General features: G+C 71.6%; 18 protein-coding genes. 9 read left to right on the top strand and 9 right to left on the bottom strand.

What is annotated here, in order from left to right; translation table 11 throughout:
• Nucleotides 1-9: 9 nt before the first annotated feature.
• Nucleotides 10-1,800, bottom strand: a complete 1,791-nt coding sequence (locus LXM90_RS03295) for a peptide ABC transporter substrate-binding protein (protein ID WP_234081743.1) — start codon at nt 1,798-1,800, stop codon at nt 10-12.
• Between the two features lie 321 nt (nt 1,801-2,121).
• On the opposite strand from LXM90_RS03295, the gene LXM90_RS03290 reads away from it, so the two are divergent.
• On the top strand, nt 2,122-3,543 hold the full coding sequence (locus tag LXM90_RS03290; RefSeq protein WP_234081740.1) for a M20 family metallopeptidase: 1,422 nt from the start codon (nt 2,122-2,124) through the stop codon (nt 3,541-3,543).
• Between the two features lie 12 nt (nt 3,544-3,555).
• Here LXM90_RS03290 and phnE (LXM90_RS03285) read toward each other — a convergent pair whose 3' ends face one another.
• The 6 genes from phnE (LXM90_RS03285) to LXM90_RS03260 all read right to left on the bottom strand — a co-directional run bounded on the left by phnE (LXM90_RS03285) (nt 3,556) and on the right by LXM90_RS03260 (nt 8,868).
• Nucleotides 3,556-4,371 (bottom strand): phosphonate ABC transporter, permease protein PhnE, encoded by an 816-nt coding sequence (phnE, locus tag LXM90_RS03285; RefSeq protein ID WP_234081737.1) that lies wholly within the window; start codon nt 4,369-4,371, stop codon nt 3,556-3,558.
• On the bottom strand, nt 4,368-5,189 hold the full coding sequence (phnE, locus tag LXM90_RS03280; protein ID WP_100251486.1) for a phosphonate ABC transporter, permease protein PhnE: 822 nt from the start codon (nt 5,187-5,189) through the stop codon (nt 4,368-4,370). Before phnE (LXM90_RS03280) ends, phnE (LXM90_RS03285) begins: the two co-directional genes overlap by 4 nt.
• Nucleotides 5,186-5,980 (bottom strand): phosphonate ABC transporter ATP-binding protein, encoded by a 795-nt coding sequence (gene phnC / locus LXM90_RS03275; protein ID WP_331327857.1) that lies wholly within the window; start codon nt 5,978-5,980, stop codon nt 5,186-5,188. The genes phnE (LXM90_RS03280) and phnC overlap by 4 nt, the downstream gene beginning before the upstream one ends.
• A 47-nt stretch (nt 5,981-6,027) precedes the next feature.
• Entirely contained in the window at nt 6,028-7,050 is a 1,023-nt protein-coding gene (phnD, locus tag LXM90_RS03270; protein ID WP_020091223.1) for a phosphate/phosphite/phosphonate ABC transporter substrate-binding protein, read from the bottom strand.
• A 190-nt stretch (nt 7,051-7,240) separates the two neighbouring features.
• A complete protein-coding gene (locus LXM90_RS03265) occupies nt 7,241-7,753 on the bottom strand; it encodes a cytochrome P460 family protein (protein ID WP_103984688.1) in 513 nt (170 codons plus the stop codon).
• Nucleotides 7,754-7,818: 65 nt separating this feature from the next.
• Nucleotides 7,819-8,868 carry an alpha/beta fold hydrolase gene (locus tag LXM90_RS03260; protein WP_020091225.1) on the bottom strand — a complete coding sequence of 350 codons (1,050 nt, stop codon included), beginning with the start codon at nt 8,866-8,868 and terminating at the stop codon, nt 7,819-7,821.
• 203 nt (nt 8,869-9,071) lie between these two features.
• Here LXM90_RS03260 and LXM90_RS03255 point away from each other — a divergent pair, with 203 nt between their 5' ends.
• On the top strand, nt 9,072-10,649 hold the full coding sequence (locus tag LXM90_RS03255) for a winged helix-turn-helix domain-containing tetratricopeptide repeat protein (RefSeq protein WP_020091226.1): 1,578 nt from the start codon (nt 9,072-9,074) through the stop codon (nt 10,647-10,649).
• Nucleotides 10,650-10,661: 12 nt separating this feature from the next.
• Here LXM90_RS03255 and LXM90_RS03250 read toward each other — a convergent pair whose 3' ends face one another.
• Nucleotides 10,662-11,558, bottom strand: a complete 897-nt coding sequence (locus tag LXM90_RS03250; protein ID WP_020091227.1) for a LysR family transcriptional regulator — start codon at nt 11,556-11,558, stop codon at nt 10,662-10,664.
• Between the two features lie 117 nt (nt 11,559-11,675).
• Here LXM90_RS03250 and LXM90_RS03245 point away from each other — a divergent pair, with 117 nt between their 5' ends.
• The 7 genes from LXM90_RS03245 (at nt 11,676) to LXM90_RS03215 (ending at nt 19,326) form a co-directional block, all read left to right on the top strand.
• Nucleotides 11,676-12,626, top strand: a complete 951-nt coding sequence (locus LXM90_RS03245) for an ABC transporter substrate-binding protein (protein ID WP_020091228.1) — start codon at nt 11,676-11,678, stop codon at nt 12,624-12,626.
• Nucleotides 12,623-13,483: an ABC transporter permease gene (locus tag LXM90_RS03240; protein ID WP_020091229.1), complete on the top strand. Its 861-nt coding sequence runs from the start codon at nt 12,623-12,625 to the stop codon at nt 13,481-13,483. The genes LXM90_RS03245 and LXM90_RS03240 overlap by 4 nt, the downstream gene beginning before the upstream one ends.
• Nucleotides 13,476-14,258 carry an ABC transporter ATP-binding protein gene (locus LXM90_RS03235; protein WP_020091230.1) on the top strand — a complete coding sequence of 261 codons (783 nt, stop codon included), beginning with the start codon at nt 13,476-13,478 and terminating at the stop codon, nt 14,256-14,258. The genes LXM90_RS03240 and LXM90_RS03235 overlap by 8 nt, the downstream gene beginning before the upstream one ends.
• Entirely contained in the window at nt 14,258-15,172 is a 915-nt protein-coding gene (locus LXM90_RS03230; RefSeq protein ID WP_020091231.1) for a polysaccharide deacetylase family protein, read from the top strand. Before LXM90_RS03235 ends, LXM90_RS03230 begins: the two co-directional genes overlap by 1 nt.
• A gap of 15 nt (nt 15,173-15,187) precedes the next feature.
• A complete protein-coding gene (gene atzF, locus LXM90_RS03225; RefSeq protein WP_020091232.1) occupies nt 15,188-16,999 on the top strand; it encodes an allophanate hydrolase in 1,812 nt (603 codons plus the stop codon).
• Nucleotides 17,000-17,114: 115 nt separating this feature from the next.
• On the top strand, nt 17,115-18,122 hold the full coding sequence (locus tag LXM90_RS03220; protein ID WP_020091233.1) for a dienelactone hydrolase family protein: 1,008 nt from the start codon (nt 17,115-17,117) through the stop codon (nt 18,120-18,122).
• Between the two features lie 676 nt (nt 18,123-18,798).
• On the top strand, nt 18,799-19,326 hold the full coding sequence (locus LXM90_RS03215; RefSeq protein ID WP_081636429.1) for a hypothetical protein: 528 nt from the start codon (nt 18,799-18,801) through the stop codon (nt 19,324-19,326).
• Nucleotides 19,327-19,574: 248 nt separating this feature from the next.
• On the opposite strand, the gene LXM90_RS03210 is transcribed toward LXM90_RS03215, so the two are convergent.
• On the bottom strand, nt 19,575-20,087 hold the full coding sequence (locus LXM90_RS03210) for a hypothetical protein (RefSeq protein WP_026604632.1): 513 nt from the start codon (nt 20,085-20,087) through the stop codon (nt 19,575-19,577).
• Nucleotides 20,088-20,563 lie beyond the last annotated feature (476 nt).

Below are 20,563 nucleotides of genomic sequence, written 5' to 3'. Positions count from 1 at the left end.
CGCTCCCGCTCAGGCCTCCCTGTACCAGTCGGGCAGGAACGACAGGTCGTTGTCCCAGCCGCTGCGGGGCGCCGTCAGCGTCGCGCCCACCGCCGAGACCTCGGCGCGGTGGATCAGCGGCAGCACGTTCTCGGAGACCGCGAGGTCGTTGCACTTAATGAGGAGCGCCGCCCGCTTGACCGGGTCGAGCTCACTCTGGGCGGCGTTGTAGGCCTTGTCGTAGGCGTCGTTGCGCCAGCGCACGACGTTGCGGCCCTGCCACTTGTTGGCCTTCTGGGCCACCTCCCAGGAGGCGTACATGAGCAGCCAGATCGCCGGATCGGCCTGGGTCATGCTGTAGGCGTACATCTCCATGTCGGCGTAGAAATGCGTGCAGGTGTCGGGGTTGGCCGGGTCGGAGGAGAAGAACACCGAGCCGGTCACCGATTTCAGCTCGATCTCGATGCCGGCCTTGGCGGCCGCCTGCTTGATGATCGCCTGCGTCTTCTGGCGCGGGGCGTTGATCGAGGTCTGGAAGACCAGCTTGAGCTTCTTGCCGTCCTTGGCGCGGATGCCGTCGGAGCCCTTCTTCCAGCCGGCCTCGTCGAGGAGCGCGTTGGCCTTGGCCGGGTCGAAGGCGAAGCTCGTGTTCTTGGAGACGAAGCGCTCCGGGCCGTTGACCGTGTTGGCGGTGGGCTTGCCGGTGCGGCCGTAGATGTAGGTCTGGATCGACTTGCGGTCGACCAAGAGGTTCATCGCCTGGCACACCTTCGGGTCGGAGAAGGCGGGGTGCTTGGTGGTGATCGAGGCGCGCTCGCCGTCGACCTCGACGTTCGGGTCGGCGGCATTGAGGAGCAGGAACTCGAGCTTGCCGCCGTAGACCACGTCGACCCGGCCCTTGCCGCCGGTCTCCAGGCGCTTCAGCACCTCGTCCTCGATCAGCATGTTCCAGGCGTAGTCGTACTCGCCGGTCTGGAGCACGGCCCGGGCGGCCGAGACCGCGTCGCCGCCGCCCTTCATCTCGACCGTGTCGAAATACGGCCGGTTGGGCAGGTGGTAGTTGGGGTTGCGCTCCCCGCGGACGATGTCGCCGGGCCGGAACTCAACGAACCGGTACGGGCCGGTGCCAACCGGGGCGAGGTTCTGCGGCGCGTCCCGGGACTTGGCGCCGCTGTAGGGTCCGAACAGGTGCTTGGGCAGCACCATCCCGACGATGCCCACGTAGGCGTCGCACCAGTAGGGCGTGGGCTTGTCGAACAGGACCCGGACGCTGAGGTAGTCGACCTTCTCGACCTTGCAATCCTTGTAGGACCCGGCCGTCACCGCCGCGGTGGCGGGGTCGCGGGCGTATTCCCAGGTAAAGACGAGGTCGTCGGCGGTGAGCGGCTTGCCGTCGTGCCACTTCACGCCGGGCTTGAGCGTCCAGACAACCGAGCGGCCGTCGGCGGCGAGCGCCCCGTTCTCCTTGGACGGGATCGAGGCGGCGAGCACCGGCACGAGGTTGCCGTCCGCGTCCCAGGCGGCGAGCGGCTCGTAGAAGATCCGCGAGGCGTCCTGGTCCTTGGTGCCGACGGCGAAATGCGGGTTGATCAGCGTCGGCGCCTGCCACCAGAGGAGCTTCAGCGCGCCGCCGCCGCCGGCCTTGGTCGGCTTGTAGCCGGCCCGGATATCGGCCGCCATCGCGACCCCGTTCCCGGCCAGCATCAGCCCGGCCATGGGCGCGGTGAGGCCCACAGCCACCATCCGCTGCACGAAAGCGCGCCGCGACAGGCGGCCGTCCTTCACCTGCCCGATGAGGCCGCGCAGATCCCGCTCGTCCATGTACGCTTTCCCGTTTACCGCCGTGACAGGCACAGCAACATTCCGGCAGCGGCCTTGGCAAGGGGCGGGCCAGTGACGGTTCAATCGGAACGTGTCGACGGACGCTTGGTTCGGGCAGGAGCATGGCCTGGGCGGTGCATGCGGTCAGGCAGCAGCAGGGCTCGCGCCGTGTCCGTCCTTGCGAGCGGAGCGAAGCAATCCAGCGGCGCCACGCTTCCCGAGGGCGCGCAACCCTGGGTCGCTTCGCTGCGCTCGCGAAGACGGCGCGGAGCCCGCTATGGTGGCGCGACCTCGATGCGCAGCTTTCCCGGAGTGGACCCGATGGACAACCGCAACGCCGTGTGGCGCCACGTCGACGCGCAGTCGGAACGGCTGATCGCCCTGTCCGAGCGGGTCTGGAGCATGCCGGAGGTCTGCTACACGGAGAGCCGCTCCTGCGCCGAGCACGTCGCCGAACTGCGCCACCAGGGCTTCCGGGTCACCGAGGCAGTCGCCGGCATCCCGACCGCCGTGATGGGCGAGGCCGGGGACGGCGGGCCGGTCATCGCGTTCCTCGGCGAGTACGACGCCCTGCCGGGCCTGTCGCAGGAGGCCGGCGTCGCCGAGCACCGGCCGGTGGAGGCGGGCGGGCATGGCCACGGCTGTGGCCACAACCTCCTCGGCTCGGCGGCGCTGCTCGCCGCCACCGCGTTGAAGGACTGGCTCGCCGAGACCGGCACGCCCGGCCGCGTGCGCTACTACGGCTGCCCGGCGGAGGAAGGCGGCGCCGCCAAGGCCTTCATGGTCCGCGCCGGCGCCTTCGCGGACGCCGACATCGCGATCACCTGGCATCCGGGCAGCTTCTGGGAGGTGGCACCGCCGGTCGCCCTCGCCAACACCCGGGCCGACTTCGTCTTCACCGGCCGCACCGCCCACGCGGCGGCCGCGCCCCATCTCGGGCGCTCGGCGCTCGACGCCGTCGAGCTGATGAGCGTCGGCGTGAACTACATGCGCGAGCACATGCCGTCCGACGCGCGGGTCCACTACGCCTATCTCGACGCCGGCGGCATCGCCCCGAACGTCGTCCAGGCCGGCGCGACGGTGCGCTACTCGATCCGGGCCCGCGACCTGCCCGGCATGCTGGCGCTGGTCGAGCGGGTGAAGAAGATCGCGCAGGGCGCCGCCCTGATGACCGAGACCGCCGTCGAGGTGCGGATCGTCAGCGCGGTGTCGAACCTGCTGGGCAACGATCCCCTGGAGCGGGCGCTGCACGGCGTCATGGAGGAGCTCGGGCCGCCGCATTTCGACGAGGCCGACCGGGACTTCGCCGGCAAGATCCGGGCGACGCTCACCGACGGCGACATCGACGCCGTGTTCCGCGCCATCGGGATGCCGCGCACCGAAGCGCCGCTCGCCGACTTCCTCGTGCCCCTCGACGCGTTGCGCAACCCGGCGGTGGGGTCCACCGACGTCGGCGACGTCAGCTGGGTGGTGCCGACCGTCCAGGCCCACGCGCCCACGGTGGCGATCGGCACGCCGTTCCACACCTGGCAGGTGGTGGCGCAGGGCAAGGCCCCCGCGGCCCACAAGGCGATGGTGCAGGTCGCCAAGGCGATGGCCGCCACCGGGGCCCGGGCGGTGACCGACGCGGCCCTGCGCGACGCCGCCAAGGCGGACCTCGCCCGCCGGGTCGGCGCGGCGGGCTACGTCTCGCCGCTGCCGCCGGAGGTCGAGCCGCCGCTCGGCATGTCGCTGGGGCGCTGACCGGGGCCCGTCTCAGAGCGTACGGGCGCGGAGCGCCGTCACGACGATCTCGGCCAGGATGACGACGCCGAAGATCGCGGCGAGCACCACGGCGACCTGGTCCCAGTAGAGCAGGTTCAGGGCGGTATCGAGCGCGACGCCGATGCCGCCCGCGCCGACCAGCCCCAGCACGGCGGATTCGCGGATGTTGATGTCCCAGCGGAACAGCGCGATCGACCAGAAGGCCGGCTTCACCTGCGGCCAGTAGCCGAGCAGCAAAGTCGACATCCGGCCGGCACCCGCGGCCTGCAGAGCCTCGATCGAGCCGCGATTGGCCTCCTCCAACACCTCGGCGAACAGCTTTCCGGTGAAGCCGACGGAGCGGAGCGCTATCGCCAGGGTCCCGGCCAGCGGACCGGGGCCGAACACCGCCACGAACAGCAGCGCCCAGACCAGGGAGTTCACCGAGCGCGAGGTCACGAACACGAACTTGGCGAACAGGTTCAGCGCGCGGTTGGGCGTGACGTTGCGCGCCGCCATCAGCCCGATCGGCACCGCGATCGCGATGGCGATCAGGGTGCCGAGCGTCGCGATGTGGAGCGTCTCCACCAGCGCCCGCAGGGTCGGTCCGACATAGCCGGCATCCATCGGCCACATCCGGCCGAACAGGTCGGCGAGCTGGTCGGGGGCGTCGTAGAGGAATTCCGGGATCACCTCGATGGTGCGCAGGCTCGCCACGAAGGCCGCCACCGCGCACAGCGTGAAGGCGAGCCGCGCCAGCCGCTTCCACAGGGGGAAGCGTTGCCAGCGGCGCGGGCCGGCGGGAGCGGGCGCGAGGGCGACGCTCACTGGAACACCTTGCGGGCCCAGCCGGAGACGATCTCGGCCACCATGATCAGGGCGACGATGACGATCAGGATCGCCAGCACCACGTCGAAGTCGAAGCGCTGGTAGGCGGTGAACAGCGTCGCTCCGATGCCGCCGCCGCCGACGATGCCCACCATGGTCGAGTTCCGCAGATTGGAATCGAGCTGGTAGGTGGCGAAGCCGATGAAGCGCGGCAGCACCTGCGGCTGCACGCCCATGATCAGGGTCGACAGGAAGCCGGCGCCGGTCGCCCGCACCGCCTCGACCTGCTTCAGGGAGATCTCCTCGATCGCCTCGGCGAACAGCTTGGCGATGAAGCCCACCGAGGCGACGATCAGCGCCATGACGCCGGCGAGCGCCCCGAACCCGATCGCCTTCACGAACAGGATCGCCACGATGATCGGGTGGAACGACCGGCAGAGCGCGATCAGGATGCGGGTCGGCCACGTCACCCAGGGCGGCATCAGGTTGCGGGCCGCCAGGAAGCCGATCGGCAGGGCGACCGCGATGCCGACCACCGTGGCGATCACGGCGATCTGCAGGCTCTCGAGGATGCCCGACTGGATCAGTTCCCAGCGGGAGAAGTTCGGCGGGAACATCCGGGCCAGGAACTGCTGCCCGTGGGCGAGGCCGCCGGCGAAGCGCTCGGGCGAGAAGCCGAGCTGGGTCGCCGCGTAGACCGCGTAGACGGCGAGGAGCGCCCAGCCCGCGCGGGCGGTCCAGTTGGGCCGGAACGCGACGCGGTCGGGGGAAGCGTCGGGGGAGGCGTCGGGGGAGGCCGGGCGGGCGGGCGCGCTCATTCGAGCCAGTTCTCGCCGCCGTAGATGCCGCGCAGGTCGGCCTCGCTCAGCCGGTCCGGCGGCCCGTCATAGACCACGTGCCCGCCCGACATGCCGACGATCCGCGCGGCGAAGCGCTGGGCGAGCGCCACGTTGTGGATGTTGACCACCACCGGCACGCCGCGCTCGGCCGCGAGCCGGGACAGGATCTCCATGATCTCGACGGAGCTCTTCGGGTCGAGGGACGAGGTCGGCTCGTCGGCGAGCACGATCTCGGGCTCCTGCATGATCGCCCGGGCGATGCCGACGCGCTGGCGCTGCCCGCCCGACAGGGCGTCGGCCCGGCGGGTGGCGAAGCCCGACAGGCCGACCGCGTCGAGGAGGTCGAAGGCGCGGGCGACGTCCGCCTCGGGGAAGCGGCGCAGCCACGCGCGCCACGCCGGCACGTAGCCGAGGCGACCGCAGAGCAGGTTCTCCATCACCGAGAGGCGCTCGACCAGGTTGTACTCCTGGAACACCATCCCGATCCGGCGCCGCGCCCGGCGCAGGGCGGGGCCGGAGAGCCGGGCGAGGTCCTCGCCTCTAAACAGGATCTCCCCCGAGGTCGGCTGGACCAGCCGGTTGATGCAGCGGATCAGGGTGCTCTTGCCGGTGCCGGACGGCCCGATGATCGCCGTGAGCCCGGTGCCCGGCACCACGAGGTCGATGCCCTTCAGGACCGGCTGGCCGGCCCGGTACGCCTTGGTCAGCCCGCGGATCACCAGCGCGCGCGGATCCTCCGCCCGGGGATCGCCCTCGAGTCCGGCCGCCACCGCGCGCGCCGCGCTCCTCGCCGTCACGGCCGACGTCAACGCCTGAGTCACGGCTTGGGCGCGCCCGCGGCCTTCTTGCGTGCCGCCTCGGCCTCGCGGGCGGCCTCGCGCTCGTAGGCGACCTTGTTGTACGGCGTGCCCGATTCCTCCGCGACCTTGCGGACGATCGCCCAGTCTTTGAGGTAGGTGATCGGCGCGAACCGGTCGTCGCCCTCGAAATCCTTCACCATGTCGGGCGGGAAGCGGAAGTCGTAGAAGCACTGCTTCAGCTTCTCGGCGAGTTCCGGCTTGAGATCGTGGGCGTAGGCGAACCCCGAGGTCGGGAACTTCTCGCTCGTGTAGATCACCCGGTAATCGTCGCCCTTGATCGTCCCGCGGGCGACCATCCGGTAGAATACGTCGGAGGCCACAGGGGCGGCGTCGTAGTCGCCGGTGCCGACGCCCAGCGCCGACTTGTCGTGGCCGCCCGAGTAGATGAGCTTGTAGTCCTCGCCGGGCTTCAGCCCCTGCTCGGGGAACAGCGCCTTGGGCGCGAGGTTGCCGGAATTCGACGACGGCGCCGTGTGGGCCACGCGCTTGCCCTTGAGGTCGGCCAGTGTCTTGTACGGGCTGCTCGCCTTCACCACGACGATCAGGTTGTAGCCCTCGGCGCCCTTCTCGGTGCCCTTGGCGGCGAACGGGATCGCGCCGGCCATGTTCACCGCGAAGCCGAGAGGTCCGGTCGAGAAGCCCGCCACCGTGAGCCGGCCGGAGCGCATCGCCTCGATCTCGGCGGAGTTCGACTGGACCGGGTAGTAGACGACGCGCTTGCCGGTGCACTGGCTCAGGTAGGTCGTGAACGGCTTGAACGAATTCTCGTAGACCGCGGGATCCTCCACCGGCGTGTAGGCGAAGACGATCACGCTCGGGTCGCGGGTCTTGGCCGGAACGTCGGCGACGAGGTCCTTGTTGGCGTCGCAGTAGGCGTCGTCGAGCTGGCCGCGGTTGGGGCACTCGTCGGCCCTCAAGGGCGACAGGAAACCGAAGCCGCAGAGCAGCGCCAGGGCTGCGCCGTATCGGGCGATCGTCACGCGCTATCCTCCCTGCGGGGCCGTGCCTCGGGCCGGCGCCGTCATGTCCCGCCCGGTCCGGGCCGAGCTTGAGCCGGCAAAGGTGTAGGCGCCGGCTGACGGGAGACGCAAGGCGCGACAGCGAGCGGACGTTGAGGGAAGCCGCGCGCTGACAGGGGCGTCGTGGCGGCCGTCCGGGTGGCAGCCAGCCTCAGGGCGCGAGCCGCGTGAACACGTAGTCGTGGTCCCGGACATTCGCGCTGTGGCAGGCGAAGCAGGTCTCGTGCTGGGCCGCGTCCGCGGGCTTGCCGTCGACGAAGCGCCCGAACCCCCAGCCCCCCGTCGCCGCGTAGCGCCGCGAATCCTTCACCATGACCTGAACCGTCGTGGCGCCGCCGGGCACGAAGGCCGGGGCGAACTCCGCGGACGGCACCCGCGTCCAGGCGCGCTTCACCAGCACCGTCCCGTCCGGGAACGGCAGGGTGCCCGACCGGTAGGCGTCCAGCGCCCGCGCGTTGCCGACCACGGCGCGCAGTTCGTCGAGGGCCCCGGTCTCCTGCGCGACGCCGACGAGCTGCCAGGCGCGGTACCCGTCCGGGACGGTGACGCCGTAGATCGGCGAGGCCGCCGGGGCGGTCCCGGCATCCACGGCGCGCACCGCGGAGCCTCCCAAAATCAGGCCCGCAGCGAGCAGGGCCGGCAGCGCGACAGCCAGGAACCGCATGGCAACCTCCGTCATCGTCTCGGGATGATCGTGTGTCCGGGGATGATCCGGCCGCGCCGGCGCGGTCAGGCCGCGGCCGCGTCGATCACGGCCTGCGCGAAGGCGCGCGGGGCTTCCTGCGGGAGGTTGTGGCCGATCCCGCCGGTGATCAGCCGGTGCGCGTAGCGTCCGGTGAACTTGGCCGCGTAGCTGGCGGGATCCGGATGCGGGGCGCCGTTCGCGTCGCCCTCCAGGGTGATGGTCGGCACGCCGATCGTGGGCGCCTGCGCGAGGCGGCTCTCCAGCGCGTCGTACCGGCGCTCGCCCTCGGCGAGGCCCATCCGCCAGCGGTAATTGTGGATGACGATGCTGACGTGATCCGGGTTGTCGAGGGCCGGGGCGCTCCGCGCGAAGGTGGCGTCGTCGAAGCGCCAGCGCGGCGAGGCGGTCTGCCAGATCAGCTTGGCGAAGTCGGCGCGGTAGGCCTCGTAGCCGGCCCGCCCCCGGCTGGTGGCGAAGTAGAACTGGTACCACCAGGACAGCTCGGCCCGCGGCGGCAGCGGCTTCTTGCCGGCCTCCTGGTTGCCGATCAGGTAGCCGCTGACCGCCACCAGCGCCCGGCACCGCTCCGGCCACAGCGCCGCGACGATGTCGGCCGTCCGCGCGCCCCAGTCGAAGCCGCCCAGGACGGCCTGGGGGATCTTCAGGGCGTCCATCAGGGCGATGACGTCCACCGCGAGTGCCGCCTGCTCGCCGTTCCGGACCGTGTCCGACGCCAGGAAACGGGTGGTGCCGTAGCCGCGCAGGTACGGCACGATCACCCGGTGCCCGGCCGCCGTGAGGATCGGAACGACCTCCGCGAAGGCGTGGATGTCGTAGGGCCAGCCGTGCAGCAGGATGACCGCCGGCCCGTCGGCGGGACCGGCCTCGACGTAGCCGACGTCGAGCACGCCGGCCTCGACCTGCTTCAGGACGCCCGGCATGGCGCCGGGGACCGGGGCGCCGGGGACCGCGGCACCCTGCGCCCGCGCGGTCCCGCCGAGGCCGAGCTCGGCGAGGGCGGCGGTGGCTACCGCGCTCTTCAGGAGGCGGCGGCGGCTCCAGGCGGATGTGTCGGGATCGGTCTCGCGGGCCATGGACGGCTCCCTCGTCGGAAAGTCTTCGATGGAGCGAAATCTATCCCGATGCTCGACACCGCGCTTTGAGAGGACCTTGAGGACACCTTCAGAGGCCCATGATTTATGCCCGCCCGGGCCCGTGCTAGAGCGCCCTCCGCCGCGGAGACCGGTTCGGTGAGCAGGGCGCGGAACGCGGACATGGCCCCGCCCAGGAACGCCCCGTGATCTACCGGTTCGGACCCTTCACCCTCGATTCTGCGCGGCGCGAGCTCAGCCGGGACGGCGCCGAGATCGCCGTCGAGCCGCAGGTCTTCGACCTCCTGCGGGTGCTGATCGAGCGGCGCGACCGGGTGGTGAGCCGCGACGACCTGCTGGAGGCGGTCTGGAACGGGCGCATCGTCTCCGAGGCGACCCTCGGCAGCCGGATCAACGCGGCCCGGACGGCGATCGGCGACACCGGAACCGAGCAGCGCTGGATCCGGACGCTCCCGCGCAAGGGCGTGCGCTTCGTCGGCGCCGTGCGGGAGGCCGCATCGGAGGTCTCGCCCGGGATCGCTCCGGAAGACGCGGCGGAGGCGAGCGTCACGTGGCGCACCGGGCCGCGCCTACCCGCGGTGGCGGTCCTGCCCTTCACCAACATGAGCGCGGATCCGGAGCAGGCCTACTTCGCCGACGGGATCACCGAGGAGATCATCACGGCGCTGTCCCGCGTTAGCGGCCTGTTCGTGATCGCGCGCAACTCGACCTTCACCTACCGGGGCGCGGCGATCGACGTGCGCCGGGTCGGGCAGGAGCTCGGCGTCGGCTACGTGGTCGCCGGCAGCGTGCGCCGCGGCGGGTCGCGCCTGCGAATCACCGGCCAGCTGGTCGATGCCGGGACCGGCGCCCATCTCTGGGCCGACAGCTTCGACGGCGGGCTCGACGACGTCTTCGCCCTGCAGGAGAAGGTCGCCGCGCGCGCCGCCGCCGCGATCGAGCCCACCCTCCAGCTGGCGGAGATCGGCCGGCTCGGCCGCGACGCGCCGGCCCATCCGGACGCCTACGACCGGCTGCTCCGGGCCAATGCCCGGCTCGCCGACTTCACCGCCGCCGGCATGGCGGCGGCGCTCGATCACTTGGACGAGGCCCTGGCGCTCGACCCGGGCTACGCCCCGGCGATGGCCGCGGCGGCCTATTGCCGGGCGCAGTGCCATTTCCAGGGCTGGATCGCGCAGGGCGAGGCGGAGCGCGCGGCGGCCGTGCGGCTGGCCTGGGGCGCGGTCGAGCGCGCGCCCGGGGACGCGCAGGTGCTGTGGATGGCGGCCTTCGCGGTCTGGAACATGTCGGAGACCGGGCGGGACCGGGCGCGCGACCTGTTCGGCCGCGCGCTGCTCGTCAACCCGAACTCCGCCCTGGCGCTCACCCTCGCGGGCTGGATCGAGACCATGTGCGGCCGCGCGGAGGCGGGACGCGCCATGGTCGAGCGGGCGCTGCAGCTCAACCCGCGGGATCCGCGCGGCTGGCTGATGTCGGGCGTGATGGCGGTCGCGGCGGTCAGCGAGGCCGACTATCCCGAGGCGATCCGGTGGGCTGAGCGGGCGCTGGCGCAGAACCGGCGCTTCGCCGTCGCCCTGCGGGCGCTCGCCGTGGCCCATGTCGGGCTCGGCCAGCCGGAGCGCGCCCGGCCGGCGGTCGCCGAGCTCCTGGCGATCGAGCCCGGATTGACGGTCTCGGGCTTCCTGGCGCGGATCCCCTTCCCGGTCGCCGCCCTGGGGCAGCGATACGCCGAGGCGCTGGCCGAAGCCGGCCTGCCCGCCTGAGCGGGGCGCCGGTCAGGCCCCTTCCCGGTTCAGCCGGACGACTAGCTGATCGGCGAACTTGGCGGCGGCCACCGACAGCGAGCGCCCGCGCAGCTGCGCCAGGATCAGCGTCATCGGGGTGAGGTCGCGGGTGTCGATCGGCCGGCTGTGCAGGCGCGGATCCTCCGGGATGCCGCTGGGCACCTGCAGGCTCACCACGTCCTCCCGCAGGGTGAGGTTGCGCAGGAACTCCAGCGAGCCCGACTCCACCACGGGCCGCAGCTCGACGCCCCGCCGGGCCAGCGCGTGCTCGATGTGGTGGCGGATGGCGAGCGATCGGTCGGGCAGCGCCAGGGCGTGCGCGAGACAGTCGCGCAGCCGCACCGGCCCGCTCTCCGCCGCCAGCGCGTGGCCTCTGCGCATCAGCGCGCACAGGGTCTGATGGCCGGAATAGAGCGGGTGCAGCTCCGCCGAGGGCGGCGGCTGCAGGATCAGGGCGAGGTCGGCCTCGAAAGCCGCGAGCGCGGTGACCGCCTGGGCGTGGTCGCGGACCTGCACGGTGAAGCCGACCTGCGGAAAGCGGGCGCGGTAGGCCTCGACCTCCTCGGGCACCACCTGGGTGACGAAGGCTTGGCTGCAGGCGAGCGCCACGTGCCCCCGCCGCACGCCCGACAGGTCGGCGATCTGCGAGCGGACCCGGTCGAGATCGGCGGCCTGGTCGCGGATGTGCCGGGCGAAGAGCTCGCCGGCCGCGTTGAGCCGCATCCCCTGCGGCAGGCGCTCGAAGATCGGCGTGCCGAGCTCGTACTCGAGATCCTGGATCTGCCGGGTCAGGGCCGAGGGCGTGAGGTTCAAGCGCTCCGCGGCGCGCCGGATCGAGCCGGCGCGGGCGACCTCGGCGACGTAGGTGACGGTGCGCAGGTGCTTCACGCCCCTATCCTGCCCGGCCGTTGCGTTTATGGCAACGGCATACTCAGAAAATAGCACTTCCTCGCAACAGGTGGTGCCCGTAGCCTCGGCACATCGGGACCCTTCAGGAGCCGTTCGATGATCCGCCGCCGCACCCTCCTGGCCGGTCTCGGGGCCGGCCTCGCCCTCGGACCCCTGGCCCGGGCCCGCGCCCAGGGCGCGCCCGTCACGATCCGGATGGGCTCCCTCAAGCTGATCCACTCGATCGCGCCGAGCTTCTACGCGCGCTTCACCCCGCCCGGGGTGAATGTGGAGGTTGTGCCCTTCGAGAGCCCGACCGAGTGCAAGAACGCCGTGGTCACCAAGTCGGTGGATTTCGGCACCTTCGGGATCGCCGCCGCGACGCTGGGCGCCGCCGCCGGCGAGCCGCTCGTGGTCATCGCCTCCACCTGCAACCGCGGGATGGCGGTGATCGCCAAGAAGGGCTCCGACATCCACGCCATCAAGGACCTGCGCGGCAAGCGCGTCGCGATCTGGCCCGGCAGCACCCAGGAGGTCTTCGTCCTGGAGCGGATGCGCATGGAGGGGCTCTCGGTGAAGGACATCACCCCCGTGCGCGTCTCCTTCTCGGAGATGCACATCGCCCTCGCCCGCGGCGACGTCGACGCCTATGTCGGCGCCGAGCCGGGCCCCGGCGTCAGCCTCGCCTCGGGCGTCGGCCAGCTCGTCGAGTACCCCTACGGCACCGAGATGGGCGCGCTGAACATGGTGTTCGGCGCCCACCGCGACACGCTGGCCGAGCGGCCGGACCTCGTCCGGACCATGCTGGAGATCCACCGCAAGGCGACGGACTTCGCGGCCGGCGACCGCGACGCGATGATCGCCATGGCGGTGGCGAAGCTCGGCCAGAAGCGCGAGGCGCTCGAGCTCTCGGCCCCGAACGTCGAGCTGACCTGGCGCCTCGGGCCGAACGAGATCCGGCAGGCCGACGCCTACGCGCAGCACATGCTCGCGCTCAAGCAGATCAAGCGGCTGCCGGAGCCCGGCTTCATCGATACCCGCTTCGTCGACGCGCTGGGGCGGGCGTGAGCACCGGGATCGAGGCCGGCGCCCTGCCGGCGGCGGTGACGCCGGCGCCCTCCCGCCGGGCCGGATCCGGGCCCGGGCTCGCCCACCTGCGCCGGCTGGCGCTCGCCTGCGTGGTGCCGGCCGCGCTCGTCGCGGTCTGGCAGGTCACCACCGCGGGCCGGCCCTACAGCCTGATCCCGCCCCCCGCGGAGGTCTGGGCCGAGATGCGAGATCTCGCGGTCGGCGGCGTCAACGACGACGCGTTCAGCGGCACGCTCTGGACCCATCTCGCGGCGTCGCTGAGCCGGGTCTACGGCGGCTTCGCGCTGGCGGCCGCCGCCGCCCTGCCGCTCGGCCTGCTGATCGGCCGCGTGCCGCTGATCCGGGCGCTGCTCGATCCCGTCCTGCAAGTCCTGCGGCCCGTGCCGGTCACCGCGTGGCTGCCGCTGGCGATGATCCTGTTCGGTCTCGGGCCGCGCTCGGCCTTCTTCCTCGTGTTCCTCGGGGCGTTCTACCCGATCCTAGTCAACACCGTGTTCGGGGTCCGCTCCGTTGAGCCGCGCCTGTTCGAGGCGGCCGCGATGCTGGGCTGCACCGGGCCGGCCCAGTTCGTCCGCGTGGTGCTGCCGGCGGCGCTGCCGTCGATCTTCACCGGCCTGCGGCTGGGGCTGGGCTTCGCCTGGGTGGTGATCGTGGTCGGCGAGATGACTGGCGTCCAGACCGGCCTCGGGGCGATCATCATGGAGGCGCGCCAGCTCTCGCGCACCGAGATCGTGATCTGCGGCATGGCGGTGATCGGGGTCGCGGGCTTCGTCTCCGACTGGCTGGTCATGCAGCTCGGCCGCCGGCTGCTCGCCTGGAGCCCGAATCATGGCTGATCCGACGATCCCGATCCTCGACATGCGGGCGGTCTCCAAGACCTACACGGCGGGCGGCCGCCGGACCGAGGCCCTGCGCGAGGCGAACCTCACGGTGTCCCGCGGCGAGTTCGTCTGCCTGCTCGGCGCCTCGGGCTGCGGGAAGTCGACGCTGCTGCGGGTCGCCGCCGGCTTCGAGGCCCCGACCGCCGGGCAGGCCCTGATGTGGGGCAAGCCGATCGCCGGGCCGGGGCCGAGCCGCGGCATGGTCTTCCAGGATTACGGCCTGTTCCCGTGGCTCACGGTGCGGGACAATATCGGCTTCGGCCCGAAGGCCCGCGGGCGGCCCGCCGCCGAGGTGCGCGACACCGCCGAGCGCTACATCGCCCTCGTCGGCCTCCAGGCCTTCGCCGACGCTTACCCGCACCAGCTCTCGGGCGGGATGAAGCAGCGGGTCGCCATCGCCCGGGTGCTCGCCAACGAGGCCGAGGTGGTGCTGATGGACGAGCCCTTCGGGGCGCTCGACGCCATGACCCGCGAGCGACTGCAGGACGAGCTGCTCGACCTGTGGTCGCGGACGGGGCTGACGATCCTGTTCGTCACCCACGCCATCGAGGAGGCGATCTTCCTCGCGGACCGCATCGTGATGATGTCGCCCGGCCCCGGCCGGATCGAGGCGATCCACCCGGTCGAGTTGCCGCGGCGGCGCGACGTGTCGAGCCCGGCCTTCAACGACCTGCGCCGGATGCTGGCGGCCCAGCTCCACAGCCACCACGCCCCGCGGGCCGCCGCCTGATGGACACCGCGCCCGACGATCCCCGCCGGCCCGAGAACCGCCTCGCCTACCGCGCCGCCGTCGACCGGCCGCGCCTGACGCTGCCGGGCGGCAAGCACGTCGCGGTCTGGCCGGTGGTCAACGTCGAGCACTGGCTGATCGACAACCCGATGCCGCGCCAGATCCTGGTGCCGCCGACCGCCGCGAGCCTGCTCCCGGATATCCCCAACTGGGCGTGGCACGAGTACGGGATGCGGGTCGGGTTCTGGCGCTTCCTCGAGGCCTTCGCCAGCCGCGGAATCCGCCCGACGCTGTCGATCAACGGCTCGGTCTGCACGGCCTATCCCCGCGTCGCCGAGGCCGCCCACGCGGCCGGCTGGGAGTTCATGGCCCACGGCTTCCACCAGGTCCCGACGCACCGGATCCCGGACCAGCCGGCGATGATCGCTCGCACCATCGCGGCGATCACCCAGACCACGGGGCGCCCGCCGCGCGGCTGGCTGGGACCGGGCCTCACCGAGACCCTCGACACGCCCGACCACCTGCGCGCGGCCGGCCTCGAGTACGTCGGCGACTTCGTGGTCGACGACCGCCCCTGCCGGGTGGCGACGCGCACGGGCGACCTCGTCGCCCTCCCCTACTCGGTCGAGCTCAATGACATCCCGCTGCTGGCCATCCAGCACCACCGGGCCGACGAGTTCGTGGAACGGGCGCTCGCCCATCTCGACCGGCTCGCCGCCGAGGCCGCCGGCCCTGGCTCCCTCGGCGGGGCCAAGGTGATGAGCTTCGCGATCCACCCCTACATCACCGGCGTGCCGCACCGGATCGGCCTGCTGGAGCGGCTGCTCGACGCCATCCTGGCCCGCGACGACGCGGTGTTCATGCAGGGGGTCGAGATCCTCGACTGGTACCGCGCCACCGGCGACGAATCCTGAGCCTCGCTGCGAGGAATGACCGTGCCCCCCTTCCCGACCATCCCGCTCCTGCACGCGGCCTACGCCGAAGGCCTCGACCCGCGCGCCGTCGTGGCCGAGGCCTACCGGCGGCTCGCCGCGGTGGACGATCCCGGCATCTTCCTCGCGCTCGTCCCGGAGGCGGATGCTCGCGAAGCCGCGGCGGCTCTCCCGCCCTTCGACCCCGCGGCGATGCCGCTTTGGGGCGTGCCCTTCGCCGTCAAGGACAACATCGACGTCGCCGGGCTGCCGACCACCGCCGCCTGCCCGGACTTCGCCCACACCCCCGCCGAGACCGCGCCCGCGGTGGCGCGGCTCCTCGCGGCCGGCGCGATCCTGATCGGCAAGACCAACCTCGACCAGTTCGCCACCGGGCTCGTCGGCCTGCGCACCCCCTACCCGGCCCCGCGTAACGCGATCGATCCGGCCTACGTGCCCGGCGGGTCCAGCAGCGGCTCGGCCGTGGCGGTGGCTCATGGGATCGTCGCCTTCGCGCTCGGCACCGACACGGCGGGGTCGGGCCGGGTGCCGGCGGCGCTCAACAACGTCGTCGGGCTGAAGCCCTCCCTCGGGGCGATCTCCAGCCGCGGGATGCTGCCGGCCTGCCGGACCCTCGACACGCTCTCGGTCTTCGCCGGCACCGTGGCCGACGCCGACGCGGCCTTCCGGGTCATGCTGGGTCCGGATGCCGCCGATCCCTGGTCGCGGGCCCTGCCGGTGCCGGCCGCCCCCGCCGCCCTCCCGCCGGGCCTGCGCCTCGGGCTCCCGGACGGGGCGAGCCTCCGCTTCGGCGGCGACGGGCTCTCCGAGGCGGCCTTCGCGGCGACGGTCGCCGATCTCGAAGCCCTCGCCGGGGCGGCGGCGCCGGTCGATCTCGCGCCGATGTTCGCCGTCGCGGCTCTGCTCTACGACGGCCCCTGGGTCGCCGAGCGCTACGCGGCGATCCGCCCGGTGATGGAGACGCGCCCCGACATCCTCCACCCGACGACGCGGGCGGTCATCGCCTCCGCCGAGCGCCACAGCGCGGCCGACGCCTTCGCGGGCCTCTACCGCCTCGCGGCGCTGCGCCGGGCCGCGGACGCGGTCTGGGACCGGATCGACGTCCTCGCCGTGCCGACCTACCCGCGCCCGCAGACCTGCGCGGCGGTCGCGGCCGACCCGATCGGGCCGAACAGCGAGCTCGGCACCTACACCAACTTCGTCAACCTGCTGGACTGGTGCGCCCTGGCGGTGCCGGGCCGGCCCCGCGCCGACGGCTTCCCCGCCGGGATCACCCTGCTGGCGCCGCGCGGCTCGGACGGGCTCCTCGCCGCCCTCGGGGCACGCCTGCACGCGGCCTCGGCGCCGCGGATCGGCGCGGGCACGATGCCGGTGCCGGTCGTGGAGCCGGGGCCGGCTGCGGCCGGACCGGACGCGATCGAGCTGGCGGTCGTCGGGGCGCATCTCTCGGGACTGCCGCTGAACCGCGAGCTGGCCGGCTGCGGCGGGCGCTTCCTGCGCGCCGTGCCGACAGCCCGGGACTATCGGCTCTACGCCCTGCCGGGCGGCCCGCCGCAGCGCCCGGGGCTGCTCCGGGTGGCGGCCGGGGACGGCGCCCCCATCGAGACCGAGGTGTGGGCCCTACCGCCCGCCGCGTTCGGACGCTTCGTCGCCGCCATCCCGGCACCGCTCGGCATCGGCACGCTGCGGCTCGCCGACGGCACGGCGCCCAAGGGCTTCCTGGTCGAGCAAGCCGGCCTCGACGGGGCGGCCGACATCACGCGCTTCGGCGGCTGGCGCGCCTACCTGGCCGACCGCGCGGCCGCGTAGCCCTCGCCCCCGGGGCCTGACATCGGGCAGCGAGAGGAAACCGGTTCCGGTCCCTCCCGCGGCGACAGGCCACCCGCGCCGCTGCTAGGCTGCCGCCCGGTGGCGGAGCGTTCCGATGCGGCGATCGATCCTGTTCCTGGCGGCCTGTCTGCTGGCCGGCATCACGCCGGCGGCCTCCGCCGGGCCCGCAGCGGACGGCGTCGCCGATCTCGGCAGCTACGCCGCCCGCATGGAGGTTCACCCGTTCGAGAGCCTGACGCTGACCGACCGGCAGTTCCTCACCGGCACGTCCGAGGGAGCGAAGCCGGTCACGGTCGCGGGGATCCTGCGCATCGCCAAGGCGGGGACCGAGCGCCTGCCGACCGTGATCCTGATGCACGGCTCCGGGGGTCTGGGCGGCAACATCGAGTTCTGGCAGCGGGCGCTGGCGGCGCGCGGGATCTCGACCTTCGCGATCGACGGCTTCACCGGGCGCGGCCTGACCAGCGTCAACACCGACCAGAGCCTCCTGGCGCGCACGAACCTGATCCTCGACATCTACCGGGCGCTGGGCGTGCTGGCGAAGCATCCGCGGGTCGACCCGGCGCGGATCGCCGTAATGGGCTTCTCGCGCGGCGGGCAGGCCGCGCTCTACGCCAGCCTCAAGCGCTTCGACGCCGCCTGGAACCGCTCCGGGGTGATCCCCGCCCTCTACCTGCCGGTCTACCCGGACTGCTCCATCCGCTTCCGGGACGACACGGCCGTGGCGGATCGGCCGATCCGGATCTTCGGTGGCGGCAGCGACGACTACAATCCCGCCGCCACCTGCGCGGCCTACGCGGAGCGGCTGAGGGCGGCCGGCGCCGATGTCGACCTGACCGTCTTTCCCGGAGCGCAGCACGTCTTCGACAACCCGGCCGGGCCGACCCAGCCCGTGGTCGCCCGGGGCGCGCAGACCGTCCGCGCCTGCGCGATAAGCGAGGCGGCGGACGGCGCCCTCGTGGCGGGCCCGGACGCCACGCCGTTCACCTACGCGGACCCGTGCGTGCAGCGCGACCCGCATATTGGCTCCGACGCCGCCGCCCGCGCCGGGATCCTGGCGCGTGTCTCGCACGCGCTGGACGCCGCGTTCCGGGGACGGTGACCGACGGAGCGCGGTGCGGATCTGCGCGGCCCCTGCCTGCCGGCCGCGCGCTCGTGCGGCGGCCGACTCGGTCAATTGACGTCGTCGGCCGTCGGCTTGCCCCGCACCGCCCGGGCCGCCCCCAACCTGCGTGTCGCGTGGCGTCCTACCTGCAGGCAGCGTCATGAATGCTCACAGATCGAACGTGCTCGGCCGAACTGTGGCGATCTCGTGCCCAACTGGGCCAGTAGGCGCAGCCTCTTCGACGGCGAGGACGATCTATCGGGGCTATCTTTAAATGCCCGGAGACCCGCGACCCCGCTCTCGCGGGCACGGACACCTTCCGACCCGAACACCGCAACCAACTTCGCATGAAGGACAGGGACAACCGAGGGCGTAGCTGCGCGCTTCAATCGACAAATCTACTGCGTTAGATACATCATCGAAATTCGATTTGTCTTAAGTGCACGGAAATCGGAGCTGTTCATATCAGGGCCGAAAGTCACTTGTCGCGAGACGGAGCCCATCGCCGAGATCCGCCGGCAAGAATGGCCACTGAGCCCCTATACTACTTTTGGTCATTGCGTACTTCGGAGATTGCTGTAGCCAGTTTATAGGGGTTGGACTCGCCCCGCCCAACACTGGTATGTCATGCGCAAGCTTGGCTAGAATGGCCCGGCGCAGCGCGAGGGCGACCATGGCTTTCAGACGAATCGGAACGCTCGTGGCGGTGCTCACTCTAGGCGCGTGCTCCCACGCGCCGCTGATGCCGACTGCCTACAGCGCCTTGCCGCCCCCGACCGCGATGCCTGCGGCAACCGCGTCGACGGGCCCGCTCGTGGGCGCCGCGGCGCCGCGTGCTGAGTCCGATATCGATCCGCTCCCCATCGTCATTCCCGGCACTCTGAAGCTCACGGACGCGCAGATCGGCCAGAACGGTGTGAACCCTCTGGCGGTTCTCGATTCCTCGATGCGCAACCGCATGAGCTGGAAGAGTCTCCGTCCGGAGAATCTGACGAAGCCGCCGATCTATTCCGGCCTGTCCCGCATGTCGAACGGTGCCGGCGTCGGAGAAGCCTCGGCCACACAGAAAGACAACATTCCCGGCTTCGATAAGGATCTCGCCACCAAGAGGATCATGTCGGAGTACAATCGCGAAGCGGCGATGGCGGCGCTCCTTAAGGGCGGACGCGGCGCCGCGAAGAGCGTATGCTCAGGATGCTGACGTCGCTCTTCGACGCGGCTCGAGAGTGAACGGCAAGTTCTCCGTATCGACCGGCACGCCTTGGTGCGTTCTCACCCGCCACGCCGGTCCCGACTACGGCCCCCAAGCCGGCGAAGCGGCCATCGCTTTCGCCGTGCGCTCCGTCAGCCGACGCCGCACAGAAGTCCGTTCGCGGACTCCTTCCGGGGAGGATCCCGACGATGCGCCGCACCCATCCTCTCCGCCTTCTTCACACCTGCGGCCAAGCGTCAGTAGCGCGGCGAGAAATTCATCCCCGTCACGACGGTGAAGACCGGTGGTGTGCGGTCAGCAAGCTCGATGCGTGCCGGATCCTGCGAGCGCTCTGTCTGAACCGAGGGGCAGAAGACGGTGGAGGGCACCTCGACCGTCGGTGAGAGCACCCGTTCCAGAGGAGTCGGCCTCGTCATCGCGGGCTTCGGGTCCAGCCAAGTTCCGGGCACCACCTGCTGCCCACAATTGCTGACAACCGCTTCATGTATCGTCCCATCGATTGCGGCGGAAACCACACAATTGGCGGGATGGTACACCAACTCGTACTGAAACTTCCTGTTCTCGTCGGACTCCGTTTTGAACCGGTTGTCCAAAATCACGGCCGTGTGCGGGCGATCGGTTGTCCCGACAACATAGAGGCGACCGGTGGCGATGGCAGCGACCGTGATATCGGAGGCCGCCGATGCGGGCATGCTGAAGACAAGCGCCAGCACTCCGGAGAGCGTCGCCGTCGAAACCAAGCCGCGCATCCTGCCCTCACCCTCACCCGCAACCTGTTCAGACCCGACTCGATTGTATCGTCAGCCGTGATCGCGCCCTGAACAGCGGGTCCCACAGCCATTCTACCGAGCAATGGCCAGCATCCATCACCCGATAGAGGTACTCAGATCTCTCATCCACCGGGATATCGAGCTGGACGGACCGTATACCAACGCTCGAGCGCCGGCCCGCCCGTGATCACCGAGCCAGGTCCCTGGGTCCGGGACAGGAGCGTGCACGAACCTGACAGCCGGCGCATCGACGCGATCGCCATCCGATACCGGGAACGTGCCACCTTTCCTGACCAGGGACCTATACGTCCCAGACCTGGAATCGATGGCGCGGCATCGCGCACCGAATCCTGAGAATGCCGCTTGCGCCGTTCCGCTCCGATCGGTGAGCCTTCCGACCGCTCCACAATCCGACGTCGGCGATGACGCGAACGCCGAGCGACGAAGGATCGTGA

Source organism: Methylobacterium oryzae, assembly GCF_021398735.1.
GTDB lineage: Bacteria > Pseudomonadota > Alphaproteobacteria > Rhizobiales > Beijerinckiaceae > Methylobacterium.
The sequence above is the reverse complement of the archived record's forward strand: the minus strand, read 5'-3'. Positions and strand labels throughout refer to the sequence as shown.

Bases quoted from the DNA above. Each gene is read 5' to 3' on its own strand.
- LXM90_RS03295 (WP_234081743.1), bottom strand. From the start codon at position 1,800: ATGGACGAGCGGGATCTGCGCGGCCTCATCGGGCAGGTGAAGGACGGC.
- LXM90_RS03290 (WP_234081740.1), top strand. From the start codon at position 2,122: ATGGACAACCGCAACGCCGTGTGGCGCCACGTCGACGCGCAGTCGGAA.
- phnE (WP_100251486.1), bottom strand. From the start codon at position 5,189: ATGAGCGCGCCCGCCCGCCCGGCCTCCCCCGACGCCTCCCCCGACGCT.
- LXM90_RS03265 (WP_103984688.1), bottom strand. From the start codon at position 7,753: ATGCGGTTCCTGGCTGTCGCGCTGCCGGCCCTGCTCGCTGCGGGCCTG.
- LXM90_RS03260 (WP_020091225.1), bottom strand. From the start codon at position 8,868: ATGGCCCGCGAGACCGATCCCGACACATCCGCCTGGAGCCGCCGCCGC.
- LXM90_RS03245 (WP_020091228.1), top strand. From the start codon at position 11,676: ATGATCCGCCGCCGCACCCTCCTGGCCGGTCTCGGGGCCGGCCTCGCC.
- LXM90_RS03235 (WP_020091230.1), top strand. From the start codon at position 13,476: ATGGCTGATCCGACGATCCCGATCCTCGACATGCGGGCGGTCTCCAAG.
- LXM90_RS03230 (WP_020091231.1), top strand. From the start codon at position 14,258: ATGGACACCGCGCCCGACGATCCCCGCCGGCCCGAGAACCGCCTCGCC.
- atzF (WP_020091232.1), top strand. From the start codon at position 15,188: ATGACCGTGCCCCCCTTCCCGACCATCCCGCTCCTGCACGCGGCCTAC.
- LXM90_RS03220 (WP_020091233.1), top strand. From the start codon at position 17,115: ATGCGGCGATCGATCCTGTTCCTGGCGGCCTGTCTGCTGGCCGGCATC.
- LXM90_RS03215 (WP_081636429.1), top strand. From the start codon at position 18,799: ATGGCTTTCAGACGAATCGGAACGCTCGTGGCGGTGCTCACTCTAGGC.
- LXM90_RS03210 (WP_026604632.1), bottom strand. From the start codon at position 20,087: ATGCGCGGCTTGGTTTCGACGGCGACGCTCTCCGGAGTGCTGGCGCTT.